Annotated in this window: 11 protein-coding genes and 1 pseudogene; 10 read left to right on the top strand and 2 right to left on the bottom strand. The window is 59.5% G+C overall.

Features of this window, described 5'->3' with window-relative positions; all coding sequences use genetic code 11:
* Positions 1-569: 569 nt before the first annotated feature.
* Positions 570-707: a hypothetical protein gene (locus tag M2375_RS15885; RefSeq protein WP_259168829.1), complete on the bottom strand. Its 138-nt coding sequence runs from the start codon at positions 705-707 to the stop codon at positions 570-572.
* Positions 708-846: 139 nt separating this feature from the next.
* On the opposite strand from M2375_RS15885, the gene M2375_RS15880 reads away from it, so the two are divergent.
* From M2375_RS15880 to M2375_RS15845, 8 genes and pseudogenes are all read left to right on the top strand, one after another.
* Positions 847-1,197, top strand: coding sequence for a hypothetical protein (locus M2375_RS15880; protein ID WP_259168828.1), 351 nt, complete (start codon positions 847-849; stop codon positions 1,195-1,197).
* A gap of 471 nt (positions 1,198-1,668) precedes the next feature.
* The gene (locus M2375_RS15875; RefSeq protein ID WP_259168826.1) at positions 1,669-2,310 is read left to right on the top strand and encodes a hypothetical protein; all 642 of its coding nucleotides are present in this window, start codon (positions 1,669-1,671) and stop codon (positions 2,308-2,310) included.
* Positions 2,311-3,657: 1,347 nt separating this feature from the next.
* The gene (locus M2375_RS15870; RefSeq protein WP_259168825.1) at positions 3,658-4,410 is read left to right on the top strand and encodes a hypothetical protein; all 753 of its coding nucleotides are present in this window, start codon (positions 3,658-3,660) and stop codon (positions 4,408-4,410) included.
* A 128-nt stretch (positions 4,411-4,538) separates the two neighbouring features.
* A pseudogene (locus M2375_RS22540) lies at positions 4,539-4,997 on the top strand (hypothetical protein); the annotation flags it as partial.
* A 387-nt stretch (positions 4,998-5,384) separates the two neighbouring features.
* Positions 5,385-6,611 carry an autotransporter outer membrane beta-barrel domain-containing protein gene (locus tag M2375_RS15860; protein WP_259168823.1) on the top strand — a complete coding sequence of 409 codons (1,227 nt, stop codon included), beginning with the start codon at positions 5,385-5,387 and terminating at the stop codon, positions 6,609-6,611.
* A gap of 546 nt (positions 6,612-7,157) precedes the next feature.
* Positions 7,158-10,673, top strand: coding sequence for a response regulator (locus M2375_RS15855; protein ID WP_259168822.1), 3,516 nt, complete (start codon positions 7,158-7,160; stop codon positions 10,671-10,673).
* A gap of 7 nt (positions 10,674-10,680) precedes the next feature.
* A complete protein-coding gene (locus tag M2375_RS15850) occupies positions 10,681-11,523 on the top strand; it encodes a protein-glutamate O-methyltransferase CheR (protein WP_259168821.1) in 843 nt (280 codons plus the stop codon).
* Between the two features lie 76 nt (positions 11,524-11,599).
* Positions 11,600-12,730 carry a hybrid sensor histidine kinase/response regulator gene (locus M2375_RS15845; RefSeq protein ID WP_259168820.1) on the top strand — a complete coding sequence of 377 codons (1,131 nt, stop codon included), beginning with the start codon at positions 11,600-11,602 and terminating at the stop codon, positions 12,728-12,730.
* A gap of 59 nt (positions 12,731-12,789) precedes the next feature.
* Here M2375_RS15845 and M2375_RS15840 read toward each other — a convergent pair whose 3' ends face one another.
* Complete coding sequence (locus M2375_RS15840) at positions 12,790-13,161, bottom strand: response regulator (protein ID WP_259168817.1); 372 nt, start codon at positions 13,159-13,161, stop codon at positions 12,790-12,792.
* 494 nt (positions 13,162-13,655) lie between these two features.
* Here M2375_RS15840 and M2375_RS15835 point away from each other — a divergent pair, with 494 nt between their 5' ends.
* Positions 13,656-14,288, top strand: coding sequence for a response regulator transcription factor (locus M2375_RS15835; RefSeq protein WP_182323988.1), 633 nt, complete (start codon positions 13,656-13,658; stop codon positions 14,286-14,288).
* A 599-nt stretch (positions 14,289-14,887) separates the two neighbouring features.
* Entirely contained in the window at positions 14,888-17,197 is a 2,310-nt protein-coding gene (locus tag M2375_RS15830; RefSeq protein WP_259168816.1) for an Ig-like domain-containing protein, read from the top strand.
* The last annotated feature ends 73 nt before the right edge of the window (positions 17,198-17,270 follow it).

The raw sequence follows: 17,270 nt of genomic DNA, 5'->3' as shown, positions 1-17,270 counted from the left end.
TCAACTGTTCAACACGCTGCCTATGCCGGCCTCCACACCCATGGTGCGGAGACCGGCATTTTGGTACCACCCTGGGTGCTCCAACCCTGCGCACTGAATGGGCTAACACGACCTTGTGAAAGTGCTCTTCCTAAGGAAGCGCTGCAAAACCCTCGCCAAATGGGATGGACTCGGATCGGGAGGAGCTGCAATGCGTCTTTTGAAGGCGAGCTGTCGCTATTGGCAGGGGAGACAAAGCATCGGATCGCCCGCGCCGGCCTTCAGACCACGGCGGAGAGTTTTGCAGAAGGCCTCGAAGAGTCGCTAACACAACCCTTGATACGTCGTTGCCCTGCCTTGTCGTACTACTGTACTGCCTGCGGCAGGACGCCTAGTCGGGGACGCCTAGTCTCAACCGCAAACCTGCGGTTTGCTGGGTCGTGTTAGCGACTCTAAGGCTGAGGGGCTCAGCAGGCAAACTTTGTGAAGGCAATCACGGTGGGGAAGACCATCGGATTAGCCGCCTGCCAAAAGCAACGCGGGCAGCCTATTGGCTGCCCGGTACACGGCTTCGCGAGGCCAATGCGCCATCAAAACGGCACAAAGATCGCGATCAACAAAAACACCAGCACCACCGCGCCGATGATGGCAAAACGCTTGTTGGCGAATCGCCCAGCGCGGGTGTGGGAATTGGTGGGCTTGGTAGGTTTGAGGTCTGGTGGGTTCATACCTGTGAATCTAGCCATCCGCCTGGCGCGCGCGCGTCGGACAAAGGACAGAAAGCATGACAGCGCCATGCGCCCAAGAAAGCCCCCTCCCCATGCTCTTCAGCACCACCTCTTCGCCCCTGCGCAAAGCAGCCCAACCATGCGTGCCTTGATCCTGGCCGCAGCGCTTGGCTGCGTGGCCGCCCAGGCTGCTGCCTGCAATCGGCCCCCAAAAGCCAGCGAGTCCGAGCGCCAGACACCCACCCCCTGCACCGCGCAGCAGGATAGCCAGGATGCGCAGGCCCGCCGATCGCCGCCAACACCCCCTGCCGCCGCAAGCACGGCAGCGCCCCAACCCGTGTTCATCATCAGTTGCAACCCCAGCGGCTGCAATGACAACCAGGGCCGCTTCCTCACCCGCTCGGGCCCCCAGCGCCTGGTGGGCCCCAATGGCCTGAGCTGCCAAAGCATGGGCGGCAACTGGCAGTGCAGCCCCGGCAACCCGCCCTGAATATGCCAAGTTGGGCCAAGCCCGCAAGGGCCATCACTGGCTCCAGATTTTAAAAATTCAGATAAAACAGCTAATTATTCTCAAAAACTATTAATATGGAAAATTCCATTTCTCCAACACTGTAATTTTATAAAACATCGATTCTGGATTAACGATTAATATTTACCCCAGGAAAGCTCTGCAAAACCCTCGCAAAATGGGATGGACGCGAATCGCTCAAGGCGGCGTTCAGACCACGGCAGGGAGTTTTGCAGAGGGTCCCTAGGTCTAACCAACATCTGGGCACGCCTGCAAATATGCTTTGGCATGTGCATTAATTGGTTCAAATCGATAGTTTTTTAAACAGACGGAGAAACACATGCCAGCCCTTGCCCCCTCTCTTTGCGCAAATATACCGCCATCGGTGTATTGGCATGCTCCGCTTTCTGGGCACCTCTGGCTTTGGCACAAAGCCAGCCGCCGGTAGTCGTCATGGACAGCACTACGTTCGATAACTACTCCAACTACATCATTAGCCAGACCGACTGGCGTGGTCCGGCATTCACCACCGGCACCGTGCCCACCCGAATTTCAGAAATCACCTTCGGCTTGTCAGTCACGGATCCCAGCACCCAAACCACCTTGCGCCTTTTTCAACTCGACGACACCACCGAGTTGCCTACCGGGGCGGCACTGGCCAGCGCTACCCTGGCTGTGGTCACGGCTAATGACAGCGCCAACCTCAGCCCCAACACCTACACGGCGGCGCAACTGGGCAGCATCCCCACAACCACCTTGCTGGCCAATAAGAAATATGCGCTGATCTTTTCCAGCCCTTCTGCCGGAACAATAATGCTGTCTGACAATGACGGCCCTGGAAATGCCTACACCTATGGCGGAGGTTTCTCTGTTGCAGCAGCCGGCTATCTGCAATCCACCGACAGCGGCACGGTTTGGTTCAAGAATGACTTGGTCACGCCCGCGATGAAGCTGACCGTGGTGCCCGTGGATGAGGTGGTGGTAGTTCCCCCCGCTGCCCCCACGCCGGTACCCGCTTTGGGTGCCGTAGGCCTTATCTCGCTGGTCTCGGTGATGGGTCTGATGGGCCTGCGCCGCACACGCAAATCTGCGTAAAAAGGGCTTGGGACTGTCTGCACCAGGCCCTGCCCTGGGTCCGGCGTCTGTAGATCGTCCCAAGCGATCGACTGCGTTGCCTTGCTCGCAACCAGCCTCGCTGGTCTTCAAAGAAGGCCTGCACCCCATCCCAGTCCGCATCCATCCCATTGGGCAAAAGCTTTGCAGCGCAGCCTTGTCTAGGCAAGCGCTGCAAAACGCCCTGCCGCCGTCTGCACGTGGGCGCGGCCCATCCGCTGCGCCGCCTTTCTAGTCCATAGCGGGCCGATCCGCTTCTAGCCCCCGCCCCCATTAGGTGAAGTGTCGGCACAGGTTCCCTAGCACCCTAGCACCGTAGCAATGCCCTGAGCGGGCTTCACTGCCGGCGGGCCGCGCCTCTGCCACACGGCTCTACCAACTGTGGGCTTACGGTTTCCAGGCCTACAACTGGACGGGGTCAGACCCATGTGCGGGCGCTTACTCTACATTTCGGGCGCTTTGGCAGTCCGTTACCTGCTATTTCATCTGGTCCCCGCACACGCCTCTCAGCGGCCAACCACTGAAACCCGAGTTCCGCGGGAGAAGGCCTGGCCGCCGGTCCGCAGGCACGCAGCATGGGCTGCAACCAAGCAAGCACCCAGCTGCTTTGCTCGGCATGGGGGCTGCCCGCAGCAAGCACTTCCAAAAAATATCATTTCATTACATCGACTTATATCTATGCCCGTTAAAGCTTTTGAACGAAAGTAATACCCTATCAATGTAGGTTTTACTATTAACTTAATGAATTCATTGTGATAACCTATGCCGCGCAATTCATCTTGTATACATAGTTTGCGCACATTGATTTGGATCAATAAAAAGCATGGGAGCTTCTCGTGAAAACCACCGGCTACTTTCCCCAAAAAATGGCGCTGTCCAGCTTGGCTTCGGCACGGCATGCAGATCGGCCGTGGGAGCTGGGCACTTCGCCATCGGCCGCCGCACCAGCCACAGGCAGAAGGCCATCCCGCTCCCAGGGCGGTACAGGGTCAAAGTCGGCATTCCCATGCCGTCTCAACGGGGAATAAAGCGTTTCTAGATTTACCGGGCTGGGCCCTGCCATAGCCCTAGGGCTGCCACTGCTGCGCCGTATCCAGGCCTTCGATCACCGAGACGGAAACTCGTAAAAATCCAAAACTATCAACAATTTACATTGAAAGAGGAATAGTCACACTAGCAACAATAACGCACATTTGATAGACATTTGTTATCAGTCCTATTTTTTCATTTACTTTACGCTATGACCCTCATCGCATCGCCTTGCATACATCTATGGATGGCAAGCACCGCCGCGATTTTCCAATTTTCCGTTCAAGAACAGGAACCCTGATGAAGTCCCCATACAGCCATTTGAAAAAATACGCCGCTATCGGTCTATTGGCCTATGCCGCTTGCTGCAGCACCTTGGCCTCAGCACAAAGCCAGCCAACGACCGTGGTGGATGGCATTACCACCGATTTCTATTCGAGTTACCCAGTCGGCGATGTGCAGTGGCGTGGGCCGGCATTTACCACCGGCGCCGTGCCCACGCAAATTACCGAAATCACATTCGGTTTGACAAACGTAGACCCGACTGCCCAAGCCACTTTGCGCCTTTTTCAGCTGGACGACACCACCGAGCTGCCCAGCGGCGCGGCATTGGCCAGCGCTTCCCTGCCCATCGTGAATACCAACGACGACGCTAATCTGAACGCCAACACCTATACCGCGGCGCAACTGGGCAGCATCCCCGGCATTACCTTGCTGGCCCATAAGAAATATGCGCTGATCCTCTCCAGCCCTTCCGGCTCTGCCATTTCGCTATCTGATAACGACGGCCCTGTGAATGCGTATACCTACAGCGGCGGTTTCTCGACTGCGGCCCAGGGCTATCTGCAAACCACAGACAGCGGCACCAACTGGGAAATAAATAACGCCGTCACCCCCGCCGTGCGGCTGACGGTGCTGCCTGTAGAAGAGGTCGTCGACATTGACCCCATCACCCCCCCGACACCTGTCCCAACCGTGGGCGTCCTGGGTCTGCTGTCCCTGGCATCCATCATGGGTCTGCTGGGCCTGCGCCGTATGCGCAAATCGGCATAAGCGATGGGGCGGCTTCAGCCGCCATCCCTGCCAACACGCCTTCAAGAAGCGTCCCATTTCCTTTGCATAGAAGCCCTAAGGCTCGCGCAGGGGGATGCTTTTTTATCGCGCTCCCTACATGGAAGATCATGAAATACCCCTCCCTCCCTCACAGAAAACACGCATGGCTTGCCTTGGCTTTTATGGCCGGTACCAGCCATGCACAGAGTATCCATTTCACCGGCGATAGCACCCCACTGGGTGACATGGGCGCCAATTACAGCACCCAAGGTATTACCGTAGGCAATACCGGCACGGGAGCCCTCAGCGTTGTATCTGGTGCTGTGCTTAACAACACCAATGAAGCGTATATCGCTTCACGGGCAGGGAGCACAGGCACTGTAATACTTGCTGATGATGCTTTGTGGAATACAATCACTGTCTCTATCGGCCGAGGCGGTAACGGCGTGCTGACTATCCGCAATGGCGGCAAGCTGGTGTCTGCTAATGGCTACATTGGCCGCTTCTCTGGCAGCACGGGCACGGTACTGGTCGACGGCCCCGAATCGTCTTGGACCATTCCGCCCGTTTACGACAATGATTTTTGGATTGGCAATAACGGTGGATCCGGCACGCTCAGAGTGCTGAATGGCGCGACAGTCTCTACCACCAGTGAAATTTACAGTGCCATTGGTCGTTCCACAGTGCCAGGTGTAGTAACCACTGGGTTGATTGAAGTCGATGGTGCCCATTCAAGTTTCACAGCCCGTACGCGCTGCTGGCTTGGCATATCAGGCATATCCACCATGCGGATTACCGGTGGGGGCTTGGTCAGCTGCGGAACCGACAGCATACTGACTTTTGGCAATGCCTCGCTCAGTGGCGCTAACTCAAAATGGGTGCTGGGAGCCAATCTGGATATTGGAGATAATACAAATCTCAGCGAGGCCGCCCTCAACATCGGAGAAGCCAGTGCTGTCGAGGTTGCAAGAACCTTGAGGCTTCCTAACGTTATTAACGCTGCTGCCACCGGTACAGGCACCATCAATATCGAAGGAGCCACCACACCGGGTGCATTAAGCGCTGCAAGTTTGGTATTTGGCCTCAACGGCCGAGGAACCCTCAACTTCAACCACAGCGATGCCTCCGGGAATTATCAATTTTCCACACCGGTCTCGGGGCCCGGCCAGGTCAATGTCAATAACTCCGGCACGACCCTGCTCACGGCCAGCAATGACTACAGCGGCCTGACCAGCGTGAACGCAGGCGTGCTGCGCGCAGGCTCGGCCAGCGGTTTGAGCACTGCATCTGATTTTGTAGTGGCCAGTGGCGGCACGCTGGATATCCATAGCTACAGCCCAACCTTGAATAGCCTGGCCAATGCGGGTACCGTGACCCTGCAGTCGGGTGGCAGCAATGCCGTGTTGACCGTCGCCAACCACTATGCGGGCAATGGCGGCGCCGTTCAGCTCAACACCGTCTTGGAGGCAGAGGACGCCGCCAGCCAGCGGCTGGTGATCAACGGCGACTCCAGCGGCACGACCACCTTGCACATCCGCAACCTGGGTGGTGCGGGTGCGCAAACCACGGGCAACGGCATTTTGGTGGTGCAAGTAGACGGTGCCTCGGAGGGCACTTTCAGCTTGCCGGCGCCTGGCTATGTAGAAGCGGGCGAATTCCAGTACGCGCTGATCCAGGTGGACAAGCACTGGTATTTGCAAACCGTCACCCGAACGGAAACGCTGGTCCCCGAAGCCAGCGTGACCTGCACGCCGGCTGAATTGACGGACACGGAAAACCAGGTCAGTACCTGCACGGTAGTGCTGGACGCGCCGGCCGCCTCGGACCTGAGCCTCAACCTGGGTGTGCCAGCCGCCAACCCCCGCTACACAACAAGCTGCGTATCGCCCATGCTGATTGCAGCCAATGCCACCCAGGCCGCCTGCACCATCACCGCCACCCCCAACACCACGGCCGATGATGGCGATGTGGTGGCAGAACTCTCCATCGCCCCGCCCAGCGTTGTCGATGCCTACAGCGTGGCAGGCCCTGCCGCGCAGGTGCTGATCAAAGACGCGGGCGCCACCCGGCCTGCGCCCACCCCGGTCCCATCGCTGGGCGCACTGGGTCTGGTGTCGCTGGCATCGCTGATGGGGGTGCTGGGCATGCGCCGCACACGCCGCACTTGCCGCACAGGCCAGCAAATGGGGCGCAGCGCCTAAGCAGCGCCGCCTTTAGCGCCAGCCACACCCCAGGTGTGGCCCCAAAAGGCCGCTCGCCCATGGGCCGGCAGCCACTCCAACCGGGGTGGCTGCCGGCTCTTTTTTTGCCCGCAAGCCTGCGCAGGGTTGCGGCGCAATACAGCCGCATTGCCGATGCGATACCGATGCAAGGGCCGCGAAAATGGCAGACGGGGCAGCACCCTGGGCTCTGAAACTTACAAAAAACTTACATAATTCTTAGCTATCATCTTGGTTTTGTCATAATTTTAATTTATGATCCGGATTCCTCTGGAGGGAGGAAAAGCGCTTCTTAGGAAGACGACCCTTGGGCCCGCCTTGTGCGGGCCTTTTTTTTGTCTTACGCCATAAACCGGCGGTAACACCTGCGCGGCGGAACGGGCACACGGGCACCCTGCCAGGGCGCGGATTGCCGCCAGCCGCCAGGGGCAGCCCGTAGGAGGATGCCTACAGCTTTGTTAACAAAGGTACAAGTACAATTTGCGGTTGATTTTGGCGCCTGTTGCCGCCCCCACCTCCGCTACCTCCATGCCCCAATCTCCTTCTTCGCAGCCGCGCAGCCTGTTCCCTCTGCCGCTGCCCATGCTGCTGGGGTTTGCCGCTGCGGCGATTGCCGCACTGGTCATCGCCATCGTCAATGTCTACTCCGCCGATGTACGGGCCCAGGCGGTGGCTAGCATTGATCGAATGACAGGCGCCTTGCGTCAGCTCAATGAATTCTCGGTATCCCTCAAAGATGCAGAAACCGGCCAGCGCGGCTTTTTGCTGACCGGCGACCCGGCCTATCTGCAGCCCTACCGGCGTGCACAAGATGCGCTAGAGACGCAGCTGCGCGGCCTGGCCACCAGCAACAGCGGCTCCCCCACCCGCCAGGAGCGGGTGCAGGCCATTGACACCCTGGCCCACCAAAAGCTGGCCGAGCTGGAAGCCACCATCGAGCTCAAGCAGGCCGGCCGGGGCGATGAAGCCCTGGCGCTGGTGCGCACCGACAAGGGCAAGCAGGTGATGGATGAACTCAACAACGAGGTCGCGGGCCTGTACCTGTTGCAGAACGCCGAGCTGGACCAGCGCCGCCGCGCCTGGGAGCAGGCGGCGATTGCCTCGACCTATATCTCCTGGGGCGGCTCGGTGGTGATGCTGGTGCTGGTGCTGATATCGGCAGCACTGTCGATGCGCGAGTTCCGCACCAAGTCGCGCCAGGCCTGGGTGGCCGATGGCCTGGCGGGCTTGAACAAAACCCTGCAAGGCGACCACCGGCTCGAAGAAGTGGGCGCGCGCGCACTGGACTACCTGGCCACCTACCTGGGCGCCCGGGTGGGTGCCGGCTACGCCCGCCATGGCATGGATGACCGCTACCAGCTGTTTGGTGGCTATGCCTTGCCCAAGGAGACGCTGCCGGCCCACTTGCTGGCCGGCGAAGGCCTGGCCGGCCAGGTGCTGCGCAGTGGCAGCTTGCTCAAGGTGGGCGGGCTGGATAACCGCCATTTGAAGATCGAATCGAGCACAGGCCAGTCGCAGCCGGTAGAGCTGGTACTGGCGCCTGCGGTGGAGAACGGCAAGGTGCATGCCTTGCTGGAGCTGGGCTTTTTGCGCCACACCACGCAGGCCGAGCTGGACTTGCTCGAAGGCGCATCACCGATTTTGGCGATCGCCGTGCGCTCGGCGCTGGACCGCTCGCGCCTGGAGAACCTGCTGGAAGAAACCCGCCAGCAGTCCGAAGAGCTGCTGGTGCAGCAAGAAGAGATGCGCGCCAGCAATGAAGAGCTGGAGCAGCAAAGCCAGGTGCTGCAGCGCTCGCAAGCGCAGATGGAGCAGCAACAGCAGGAGCTGGAGCAGACCAATGCCTACCTGGAAGAGCAGACGCAAAAGCTGGAACACCAGCGCGAGCAGCTGCTGCGCGCCAAGGATGCGCTGACCGACAAGGCCCGCGAGCTGGAAGTGGCCAGCCAGTACAAGAGCGAGTTCCTGGCCAATATGAGCCATGAGCTGCGCACGCCACTGAACTCCACCCTGATCCTGGCCAAGCTGCTGGGCGATAACAAGAAGGGCAACCTGACGGGCGAGCAGGTCAAGTACGCACAGACCATTTATGCCGCTGGCAATGATTTGCTGGCCCTGATCAACGACATTCTGGACCTGGCCAAGATCGAGGCGGGCCAGGCCAATGTGGTGCTGGAGCCGGTGAACCTGAGCACCGCGATGCAGTCCCTGATTGAGCCACTGCGCCCGCTGGCCCAGCAAAAGGGCCTGGCCCTCCACTGCGATATCGCCCCCGGTGTGCCCGCCTATGCCCAGACCGACAGCCTGCGCCTGGGCCAGATTCTGAAAAACCTGCTGTCCAATGCGATCAAGTTCACCGACCAGGGCAGCGTCAGCCTGCAGCTGTCGCAAAGCCAGCCGGGCACCTTGAACTTTGCGGTGCACGACACGGGCATCGGCATCCCCGAGCACCAGCAGCAGCTGATTTTTGAGGCGTTTCAGCAGGCCGATGGCAGCACCCACCGCAAGTACGGCGGCACGGGCCTGGGCCTGTCGATTGCACGCGACCTGGCGCAGCTGCTGGGCGGCCAGGTCAGCGTGCAAAGTACGCCGGGCCAGGGCAGCGTGTTCAGCTTTCATATGCCACTGGTGCAGGCCGCTGCGCCGGCTGCAGAAACGCCGGCTACCCCCAGAGCGGCAGACGCGCTGCGCGCTGCACCCGCTGCCGCACCACTGCAGAAACTGCCCCCGGCAGCAGCGCCCCGCACCCTGGCCGCCAGCATGCCAGCAGCCCCTGCAACGGCCCCGGCCCCCACGGTGGCCATCGCGGCGGGGATCGCTGCAGGAATGACGACGGCGATGGCGACCGCGCTGCCGACCATCATCCAGGGCCGGCATATTCTGGTGGTAGAGGACGACCCGCGTTTTGCCGACATCCTGCAAGAGCTGGCGCGCGAGATGGGCTTTAGCTGCCAGGTGGCGCGCAATGCGGCCGATGGCCTGGCAGCCGCGCTGCAGTTTTTGCCCAATGCGATTGTGCTGGACATCAACCTGCCCGATTTCTCTGGCCTGGGCGTGCTCGACCAGCTCAAGCGCAACCCGGCCACGCGCCATATTCCGGTGCACATCGTCTCGGTGGCCGACTACTCGCAAGAAGCGCTGGTGCGCGGCGCGCTGGGTTACGCCTTGAAGCCCGTGCAGCGCGAGGAGCTGGCCCAGGCACTCAAGCGCCTGGAGGCCAAGTTCACCCAGAACATCCACCGCGTGCTGCTGGTGGAAGACGACGAGCGCCAGCGCGACAGCGTGCACAGCCTGCTGGGCAACAGCGAGGTCGAGGTGGTCTGCGCAGGCACGGCCGCCCAGGCCTTGGCACATTTGGCCCAGGGCACCTATGACTGCATGATCATGGACCTGAACCTGCCCGACATGAGCGGCTTTGCGCTGCTTGAGCGCATGTCGGAGCAAGACGGCGTGTCCTTCCCGCCGGTGATCGTCTACACCGGCCGGGCGCTGTCGCGCGATGAGGAGACGCAGCTGCGGCGCTTCTCGCACTCGATCATCATCAAGGATGCCCGCTCGCCCGAGCGCCTGCTCGACGAGGTGACCCTGTTCCTGCACCAGGTGGAGTCGCGCCTGTCGCCCGAGCACCAGCAAATGCTGGCCCAGGCCCGCAGCCGCGAGGCCGCACTGGAGGGCCGCAAGGTACTGGTGGTGGAAGACGATGTGCGCAATGTGTTTGCGCTGACCAGCATTTTGGAGCCTACCGGCATTGCGGTGGACATTGCCCGCAATGGCCGCGAAGCGCTGGAGGCGCTGGACCGCGAGGACAGCGGCGTGGACCTGGTGCTGATGGACATCATGATGCCCGAGATGGATGGCTATACCGCCATGCGCGAGATTCGCAGCCGCGCGCATTTGAAGCGCCTGCCCATCATTGCGCTGACCGCCAAGGCCATGAAGGACGACCAGGAAAAATGCCTGGCGGCCGGTGCCAACGATTACATCGCCAAGCCCCTGGACGTGGAAAAACTGCTGTCCCTGGTGCGGGTGTGGATGCCCAAGTAAAAGCCCTATGCCATTACGCAAAAAGGCCGAGATTGCCGAGATTGAGCAGCGCCTGCTGCTCGACGGTATTTATTACCGCTACCACTATGATTTTCGCGGTTATGCGCAGGGCTCGATCAAGCGCGGGCTGGGGGCAGCGCTGGCCACTTTTGGCTGCAAAACCCTGTCGCAATTGCAGGACCGGATCATGCATGACCCCGCCGCCTTTACGGCGCTCTTGGGTTATTTGACGGTGCAGGTCAGCGACATGTTTCGCGATCCGGCGTATTTTGCAGCGCTGCGCCGCGAGGTGATTCCGCTGTTGCGCACCTACCCCTCGCTCAAGATCTGGGTGGCCGGCTGCAGCACCGGCGAAGAGGTGTACTCGCTGGCGATCTTGCTGCAGGAAGAAGGCCTGCTGGAGCGCAGCCTGATCTATGCGACCGACATCAACTCGCAGGCACTGCGGGTGGCCGAGCAAGGCATTTTTGCCATTGAACGCGCGGAGTCTTTCTCAGAAAATTATCTGCGCTCGGGCGGTACGCGCTCGCTGGCCGATTATTACACCGCCCATTATGGCCATGTGGTACTGGATAAAGAGCTGCGCAAAAACGTGGTATTTGCCGACCACAGCCTGGCGACCGACAGTGTTTTTGCAGAAATGCATTTGATATCCTGCCGCAATGTGCTGATCTATTTTGACTCGGATTTGCAGAACCGTGCCTTTGATCTCTTCAGGCAATCTTTATGCCACCGGGGGTTTTTGGGTTTGGGCATGAAAGAATCCTTGCGATTTTCCAACCAGGCCCATGCTTTTGATGATGTGGCCCCGGTGGAAAAGATTTACCAAAAGAAAACTAGTATTGCGTAGTTTTAAGAATATCCGCCCTGCCAATGGCGATGCACCGTGCATCGCTGGGTAGGCTTAGCTTTTGACTTGTAGCTCCATGAATACCATTGATGGCATCAAATGCCTGATCGTTGACGACATTCCGCAGAACCTGGTGGCCCTGGAAGCCCTGCTCCAGCGCGACGGTGTGCAGTTCCTCAAGGCCCATTCAGCGCGCGAGGCGCTGGAGCTGCTGCTGCTGCACAGCGATGTGGCGCTGGCCCTGCTGGATGTGCAGATGCCGGAGATGAACGGCTTTGACCTGGCCGCACTGATCCGGGGCAGCGAGCGCACGCGCCATATTCCGCTGATCTTCATCACCGCCGGCACGCATGAGCAAAACTGGCAGTTCCAGGGCTATGAGAGCGGCGCGGTCGACTTTCTGTACAAGCCCATCGACCCGGACATGCTCAGCGCCAAGGTGAATATCTTTTTCGAGCTGCACCGCCGCAAGCAAGAGCTGGCCCAGCAGCTGCAGGAGCGTACCGAGGCGCTGCGCGTCAACGAGATGTTCATGGCCGTGCTCAGCCACGACCTGCGCAACCCCTTGCAGACCATCAAGATGACCGCCAGCCTGCTCAAGCGCCAGACCGATGCCAGCAAGAACGAAGAGCTGGCCGAGCGGCTGCTGGGCAACAGCCAGCGCATGGCGCGCATGGTGGAGGATTTGCTGGACGTGACCCGCATCCGCCAGGCCGGGGGCCTGCGCCTGAGCCTGGCCGATATGGACCTGGCCCGCTTGTGCGAGGCGGCAGTGGAAGATGCCCGCCAGTGTGCAGCGGACCGCGTGCTGCACTACACAGCGCAGGGTGACACCCAGGGGCGATGGGACGGCGAACGCCTGGCCCAGGTGCTGAGCAATATCTTGGGCAATGCCATGAAGCATGGCGCAGCGGGCGAGCCCATCACGGTGGCGCTGGATGGCAGCCAGCCCGGCGAGCTGCTGCTGTCCATCCAGAACGGCGGCAGCATTGCGCCGGCCTTGTTGCCCGATCTGTTCAAGCCGTTCAGGGGTGGGGAGCGCCAGCCGGGGCAAAGTGAAGGCCTGGGCCTGGGGCTCTATATTGCCCAGCAGATTGCCCGGGCGCATGGGGGCAGCATCCAGGTGCAGTCCGCTGATGGGCAGACCCGGTTCGAGATCCGGCTGCCGCGCCAGCCCCTGGCGCAGCACCGCCAGGCGGTGCTTTGAATCCGGTGGTGATGGGCGCAGAGGACATCCTCGGCCCTCTTCGACTTTCTTGAGGCCAGTTACTGCAGCGCCGCACCGGCGCGCTGGGCCTCAATCTGGCCGAGCAAGGCTTCGAGCTCTTCAATCTCGAAGGGCTTGAGCAAGCTGCGCACATGGGGCCCCCACTGGGCGGGGTAGTGGCCCAGGTCGTAGCCCGAGCACAGCACAATCCAACGCTGGGGCGATTGTTTGAGCAGGGCTTGCGCCAGCTCGGTGCCCGACTGGCCGGGCAGGCTGACATCGGTGACCACCAGGTCAAACGGCGCCTGCGCATCGAGCTGTAGCGCCTCTTCCGCATTGGCGCAACAAGTCACGCTGCGGCCCGGCGCTTCCATCAGGCTTCCAATGGTCTCGCGCAGCTCGTCATTGTCTTCTATGTAGACTATTCTCATTGCAAATCCAATAATGAAATATTATTGCAATAAAACTATTGCAAGTCGCGATTTGCACCAGGGAATTTATCCATGTAGGACATTTTCTTTTTATGCCGATGGAATATACCACAGGCTGAAAACTGGAAAACTTTCATGCTAGGCGGGTGTCAAAAAAATCCACCTGGCTTTTTGTAGTCTTCCTCTGACAAGGACCGTTTGCGCGCACCCACATGGCATTTGCAAACCATGGTTAAACTAGTGCTCTAGCCATTGAGGCTTTGATATCAAGGTATATGAACCGCCATTGCGGCAGGCCCTTATCTTGTATCAAATTTATATAATATAAATACGGTTTTTGGTATTTACGCAGGTCGATAACCATTGCAGCATTCGCAGCCAAAGATAATCATGATGCCCTTTGTCGCCCGCTGCACGTTTATCGATCCGTTTGCCCTATTTCAATAAAACAGCACGCAGCCAGCCCCCTGCGCTGCCGCCACCAAGGAAGACCAATGATCAACGTAGGACTTGTCGATGACCACGCCATCGTTCGCTCAGGCCTGAAGCAATTTCTGGCGGACTTTGTAGATATCCGCGTCGTAGGCGAAGCCTCCAACGGACGCGAAGCCATTGACCTGGTGCGCAATGAATCCATTGACGTGCTGGTGATGGACCTGTCGATGCCCGGCCAAAGCGGCATCGATGCCCTGACCATGCTGCGCGCCAAGGAGCCTGATATGGGCATCCTGATTTTGAGTGGCTACCCGGCCGAGCACTATGCGATCAACCTGATCCGCCAGGGTGTGAACGGTTACCTGAACAAGGAATGTGACCCCAGCGAAATTGTGGAAGCCATCCGCACCATCTCGCTGGGCAAGCGCTACCTGACCCCCATGGTGGCCAACCTGCTGGCCCAGCAGCTGGGCCGCAAGGACGATGCCCCGCCGCACGAGCACCTGTCCGAGCGCGAGTTCCAGGTGTTCTTGAAACTGGCCCAGGGCGAAACCGCCAGCAATGTCGCCGAGCAGCTGTCGCTCAGCGTCAAGACGGTGAGCACCTACCGCACCCGGCTGATGGAGAAGATGACCCTCAGCTCCAACAGCGATTTGACCTACTACGCGTTGAAGAATGGCTTGATCAGCTGATCTCCCAACCCGACACACCATCCACACGCCACCTTCGGGTGGCGTTTGCTTTTTGTGCTCGCTTTTCAAGGTGGTTTCGCAAGACGCCTTGCGGCTCATGCCAATCGGCACCCATCCCATTGGGGGAGGCTTGTGCACCAGGTTCCTCGGTACTTTCTAGCGAGCGTTAGCGTACAAAAACACTTAAATGAAACAAACTGTACAAATTTATAAGAACGATCTACAGTCCACAAAGCGGCAATAAGTCACTTTTTGTATTGAGGATTTTCACCATGCCATGCAATGCGCTATCGGCCACGTTGGGCCATGTCCTGTTCTGGGGAAGCTCCGCAATACTTTTAGCCAGCAATGCCTCTGCTCAGCAGCCCCCAATACTCGATCTGAACTCTGGCCCCTCACTGATTTCCCTGGTTGAGAACGGCGATTTCACGCAGACAAGTACCTGGGCATCCACTGATAAATGGCTGCACAGGAACATTGGCATGGCTTGTACCAACCCCTCTCAATCCTATGGCACACCCGACCCCGGCCCGCACGATTTGAGTGCACCCTCCGTTGCGGGTTGGGCCTATGGGCCGAGCTCGCTGGGAGGTGCGCGCGTGAGCGTCGATGTACGCTGGGCTGATGGTGCCGCCCCCAGTCAGCAGAATGTTCTGACGGTGAACCTGGGTAGCACGCCATACGCAACCATTACCACCTCAGCCGCCACAGGCGCAGAGGCAACCATCACCTACCAGAACGGAGCCACCGGCAATTTGACGGCATTGGCGGCATCCGCGTCGTTTACGTCACTCGTGCTCAACCTGCCAACCAGCGTGCAGGACGACACGACTCTGGCATTTAGCTATACCGGTGAGGAGTCCAGCAGCACCGATACCCTGTGCATTGACAATGTCGTCGCCGAGGCCTACCGGGATGCATCCCCCGGCCGAGGCAATCAAGTGAGGTTTGACGAGGGTGATCCGCCGGTCGCCATCGTGGGATCGGCTGCCACCATCGACGATGTGGACAGCAGCACCATGCAGAGTGCAACGGTGACCTTCACCAACCTGCTGGCCGGTGATGTGGTGCGCCTGGGCAATCAAACGATTGCGGCTGGCAGTGCCGGTGTTGCCAATGGCATTGCCTATACGGTTACTGCCGGCGGTGGCGGCAGCTTGCGCTTGGTGTTGACCGGGCCAGCATCCAGCACCACCTATATCGGTGCGCTGCAAATGCTCAGCTTTGAGCCCACAGCGTCGCCGCTCGATATCACCGACCGCATCATCACATTCGTAGTGAACGATGGCACCAGCAACTCCAATACGGCAACCGCCACCATTGAGATCAATGCCAATCCCGTCGCCACCAACAATGGCAAAACCATAGACAAGGCCCACACAGCAACCGTCACAGGCAATCTGCTGACCGACGATGATGGCAGCGGCGTCGACTATGACCCTAACGGAGATGCGTTCGTGCTCAGCCGCTTTGCAGGCACCCCCGTGACGGGCCCATTGGTACACACAGGAAGCTATGGAAACTGGACCATCAACCCTGATGGCAATTACGCCTATCTGTTGGACACCAACCACCCTGCCGTTGCAGCATTGACGCGTACCCAATCACTGCAGGACAGCGCTGTCTACAGGATCGAAGAGGTGGGAGCGCAGACGGTCGATGGATCATTCAACAACGACTTGGTAGGTCCTTCAGAGCCAGGCTGGTATTCGCCTCATAATGCCCAAATCTCCGACCCATCAGACACGGCAGGTGGTGAGGTGTATGACCCATCTCCAGATGGCGGCAACTTCCTCAAGCTCCAAGGCAATGGCTACGATCCGTTGGGCTCCAGTGGTGTCATCCAACAGACGCTTTCAGGGCTGGTGGCAGGCACCACGTATGCGCTGAAGTTCTACCAGACGATCTCAGCGCATAATTTTGCGGGCATCGGCACGGTTCCCGGCCACATTCGAGTCACCTTTGGCAGCGACGTCTACAACTCACCAGTGCTGACCGCACCTGCAGTGGGAACAGCAGCGCCTTGGCAGCTCATCACCGTGAGTTTTACGGCTACCGCAACCACGCAGCTGCTGGAGCTCAGAGGGGTGCCTGATGCCGGTGGGGGCTGGGCAGAAATGGCCATCGACGGTGTCAGCATCTCCCGCACCAGCGGCATTCCTTTGTTTGGTGAAGCCTCACTGACGATGACCATCGTCGGCCTGAACACGCCGCCGGTATCCAGCAACACCAGCTTGACCACGCCGCAAAACACGCCGCTGTCACAGACGCTGCCAGCCGCATCGGACGTGGATGGTGACACCGTGGCCTATGCGCCTGGTGCGAGCCTGCCATCGCATGGAAGCGTGACGATTCAAGCAGGCGGATCCTTTGTTTACACCCCTGACAATGGATACAGCGGCCCCGACAGTTTCAGCTTTGTCGTGAACGATGGCTTTGGCGGCACCAACGAATATCGCGTCAATATCACCGTGGTGCCCAACACAAATCCGAGCGATGGCGATGAGGCGTTCACGATCCCGCAAGGGCAAACGCTGACCGGCAATCTGTTGGCCAATGCCAGCGATGTTGAGGGAGATGCCATGCGCATCACCGGGTTTACCGTGAATGGCCAAACCTACCAGCCAACCGACACCGCGACCATGGCCAATACAGGCACGCTGCGCGTGGAAAGTGATGGCCAGTTCAGCTTCCAGCCAGATGCGCAATTCAAAGGCGAGGTTCCTGAAGTGCGCTACACCCTATCGGATGCACGTGGTGGCACGGACACATCGATCTTGCGCATCACCGTAGAGGCTGCAGCGACGGCGAGCGTGCAAGCAGTACCGCTGGGCGGGCCACTATGGCTATGGTTGGCAACGGCACTTGTGGCAGGTATTGCCCTGCGCAGAACAGGTAAAACACGCTGATCTGCCAATCGGCACCGGCCCATGAAGCGGACATCCTGGCGGGGTGGTCCGCTTTTTTCATAATGGCCCATCT

Origin of the sequence: Comamonas sp. BIGb0152 (assembly GCF_024809975.1) — a bacterium.
Lineage (GTDB): Bacteria > Pseudomonadota > Gammaproteobacteria > Burkholderiales > Burkholderiaceae_C > Comamonas.
Note: the sequence above shows the minus strand (reverse complement) of the source record. Positions and strands in the feature narration are given on the sequence as shown.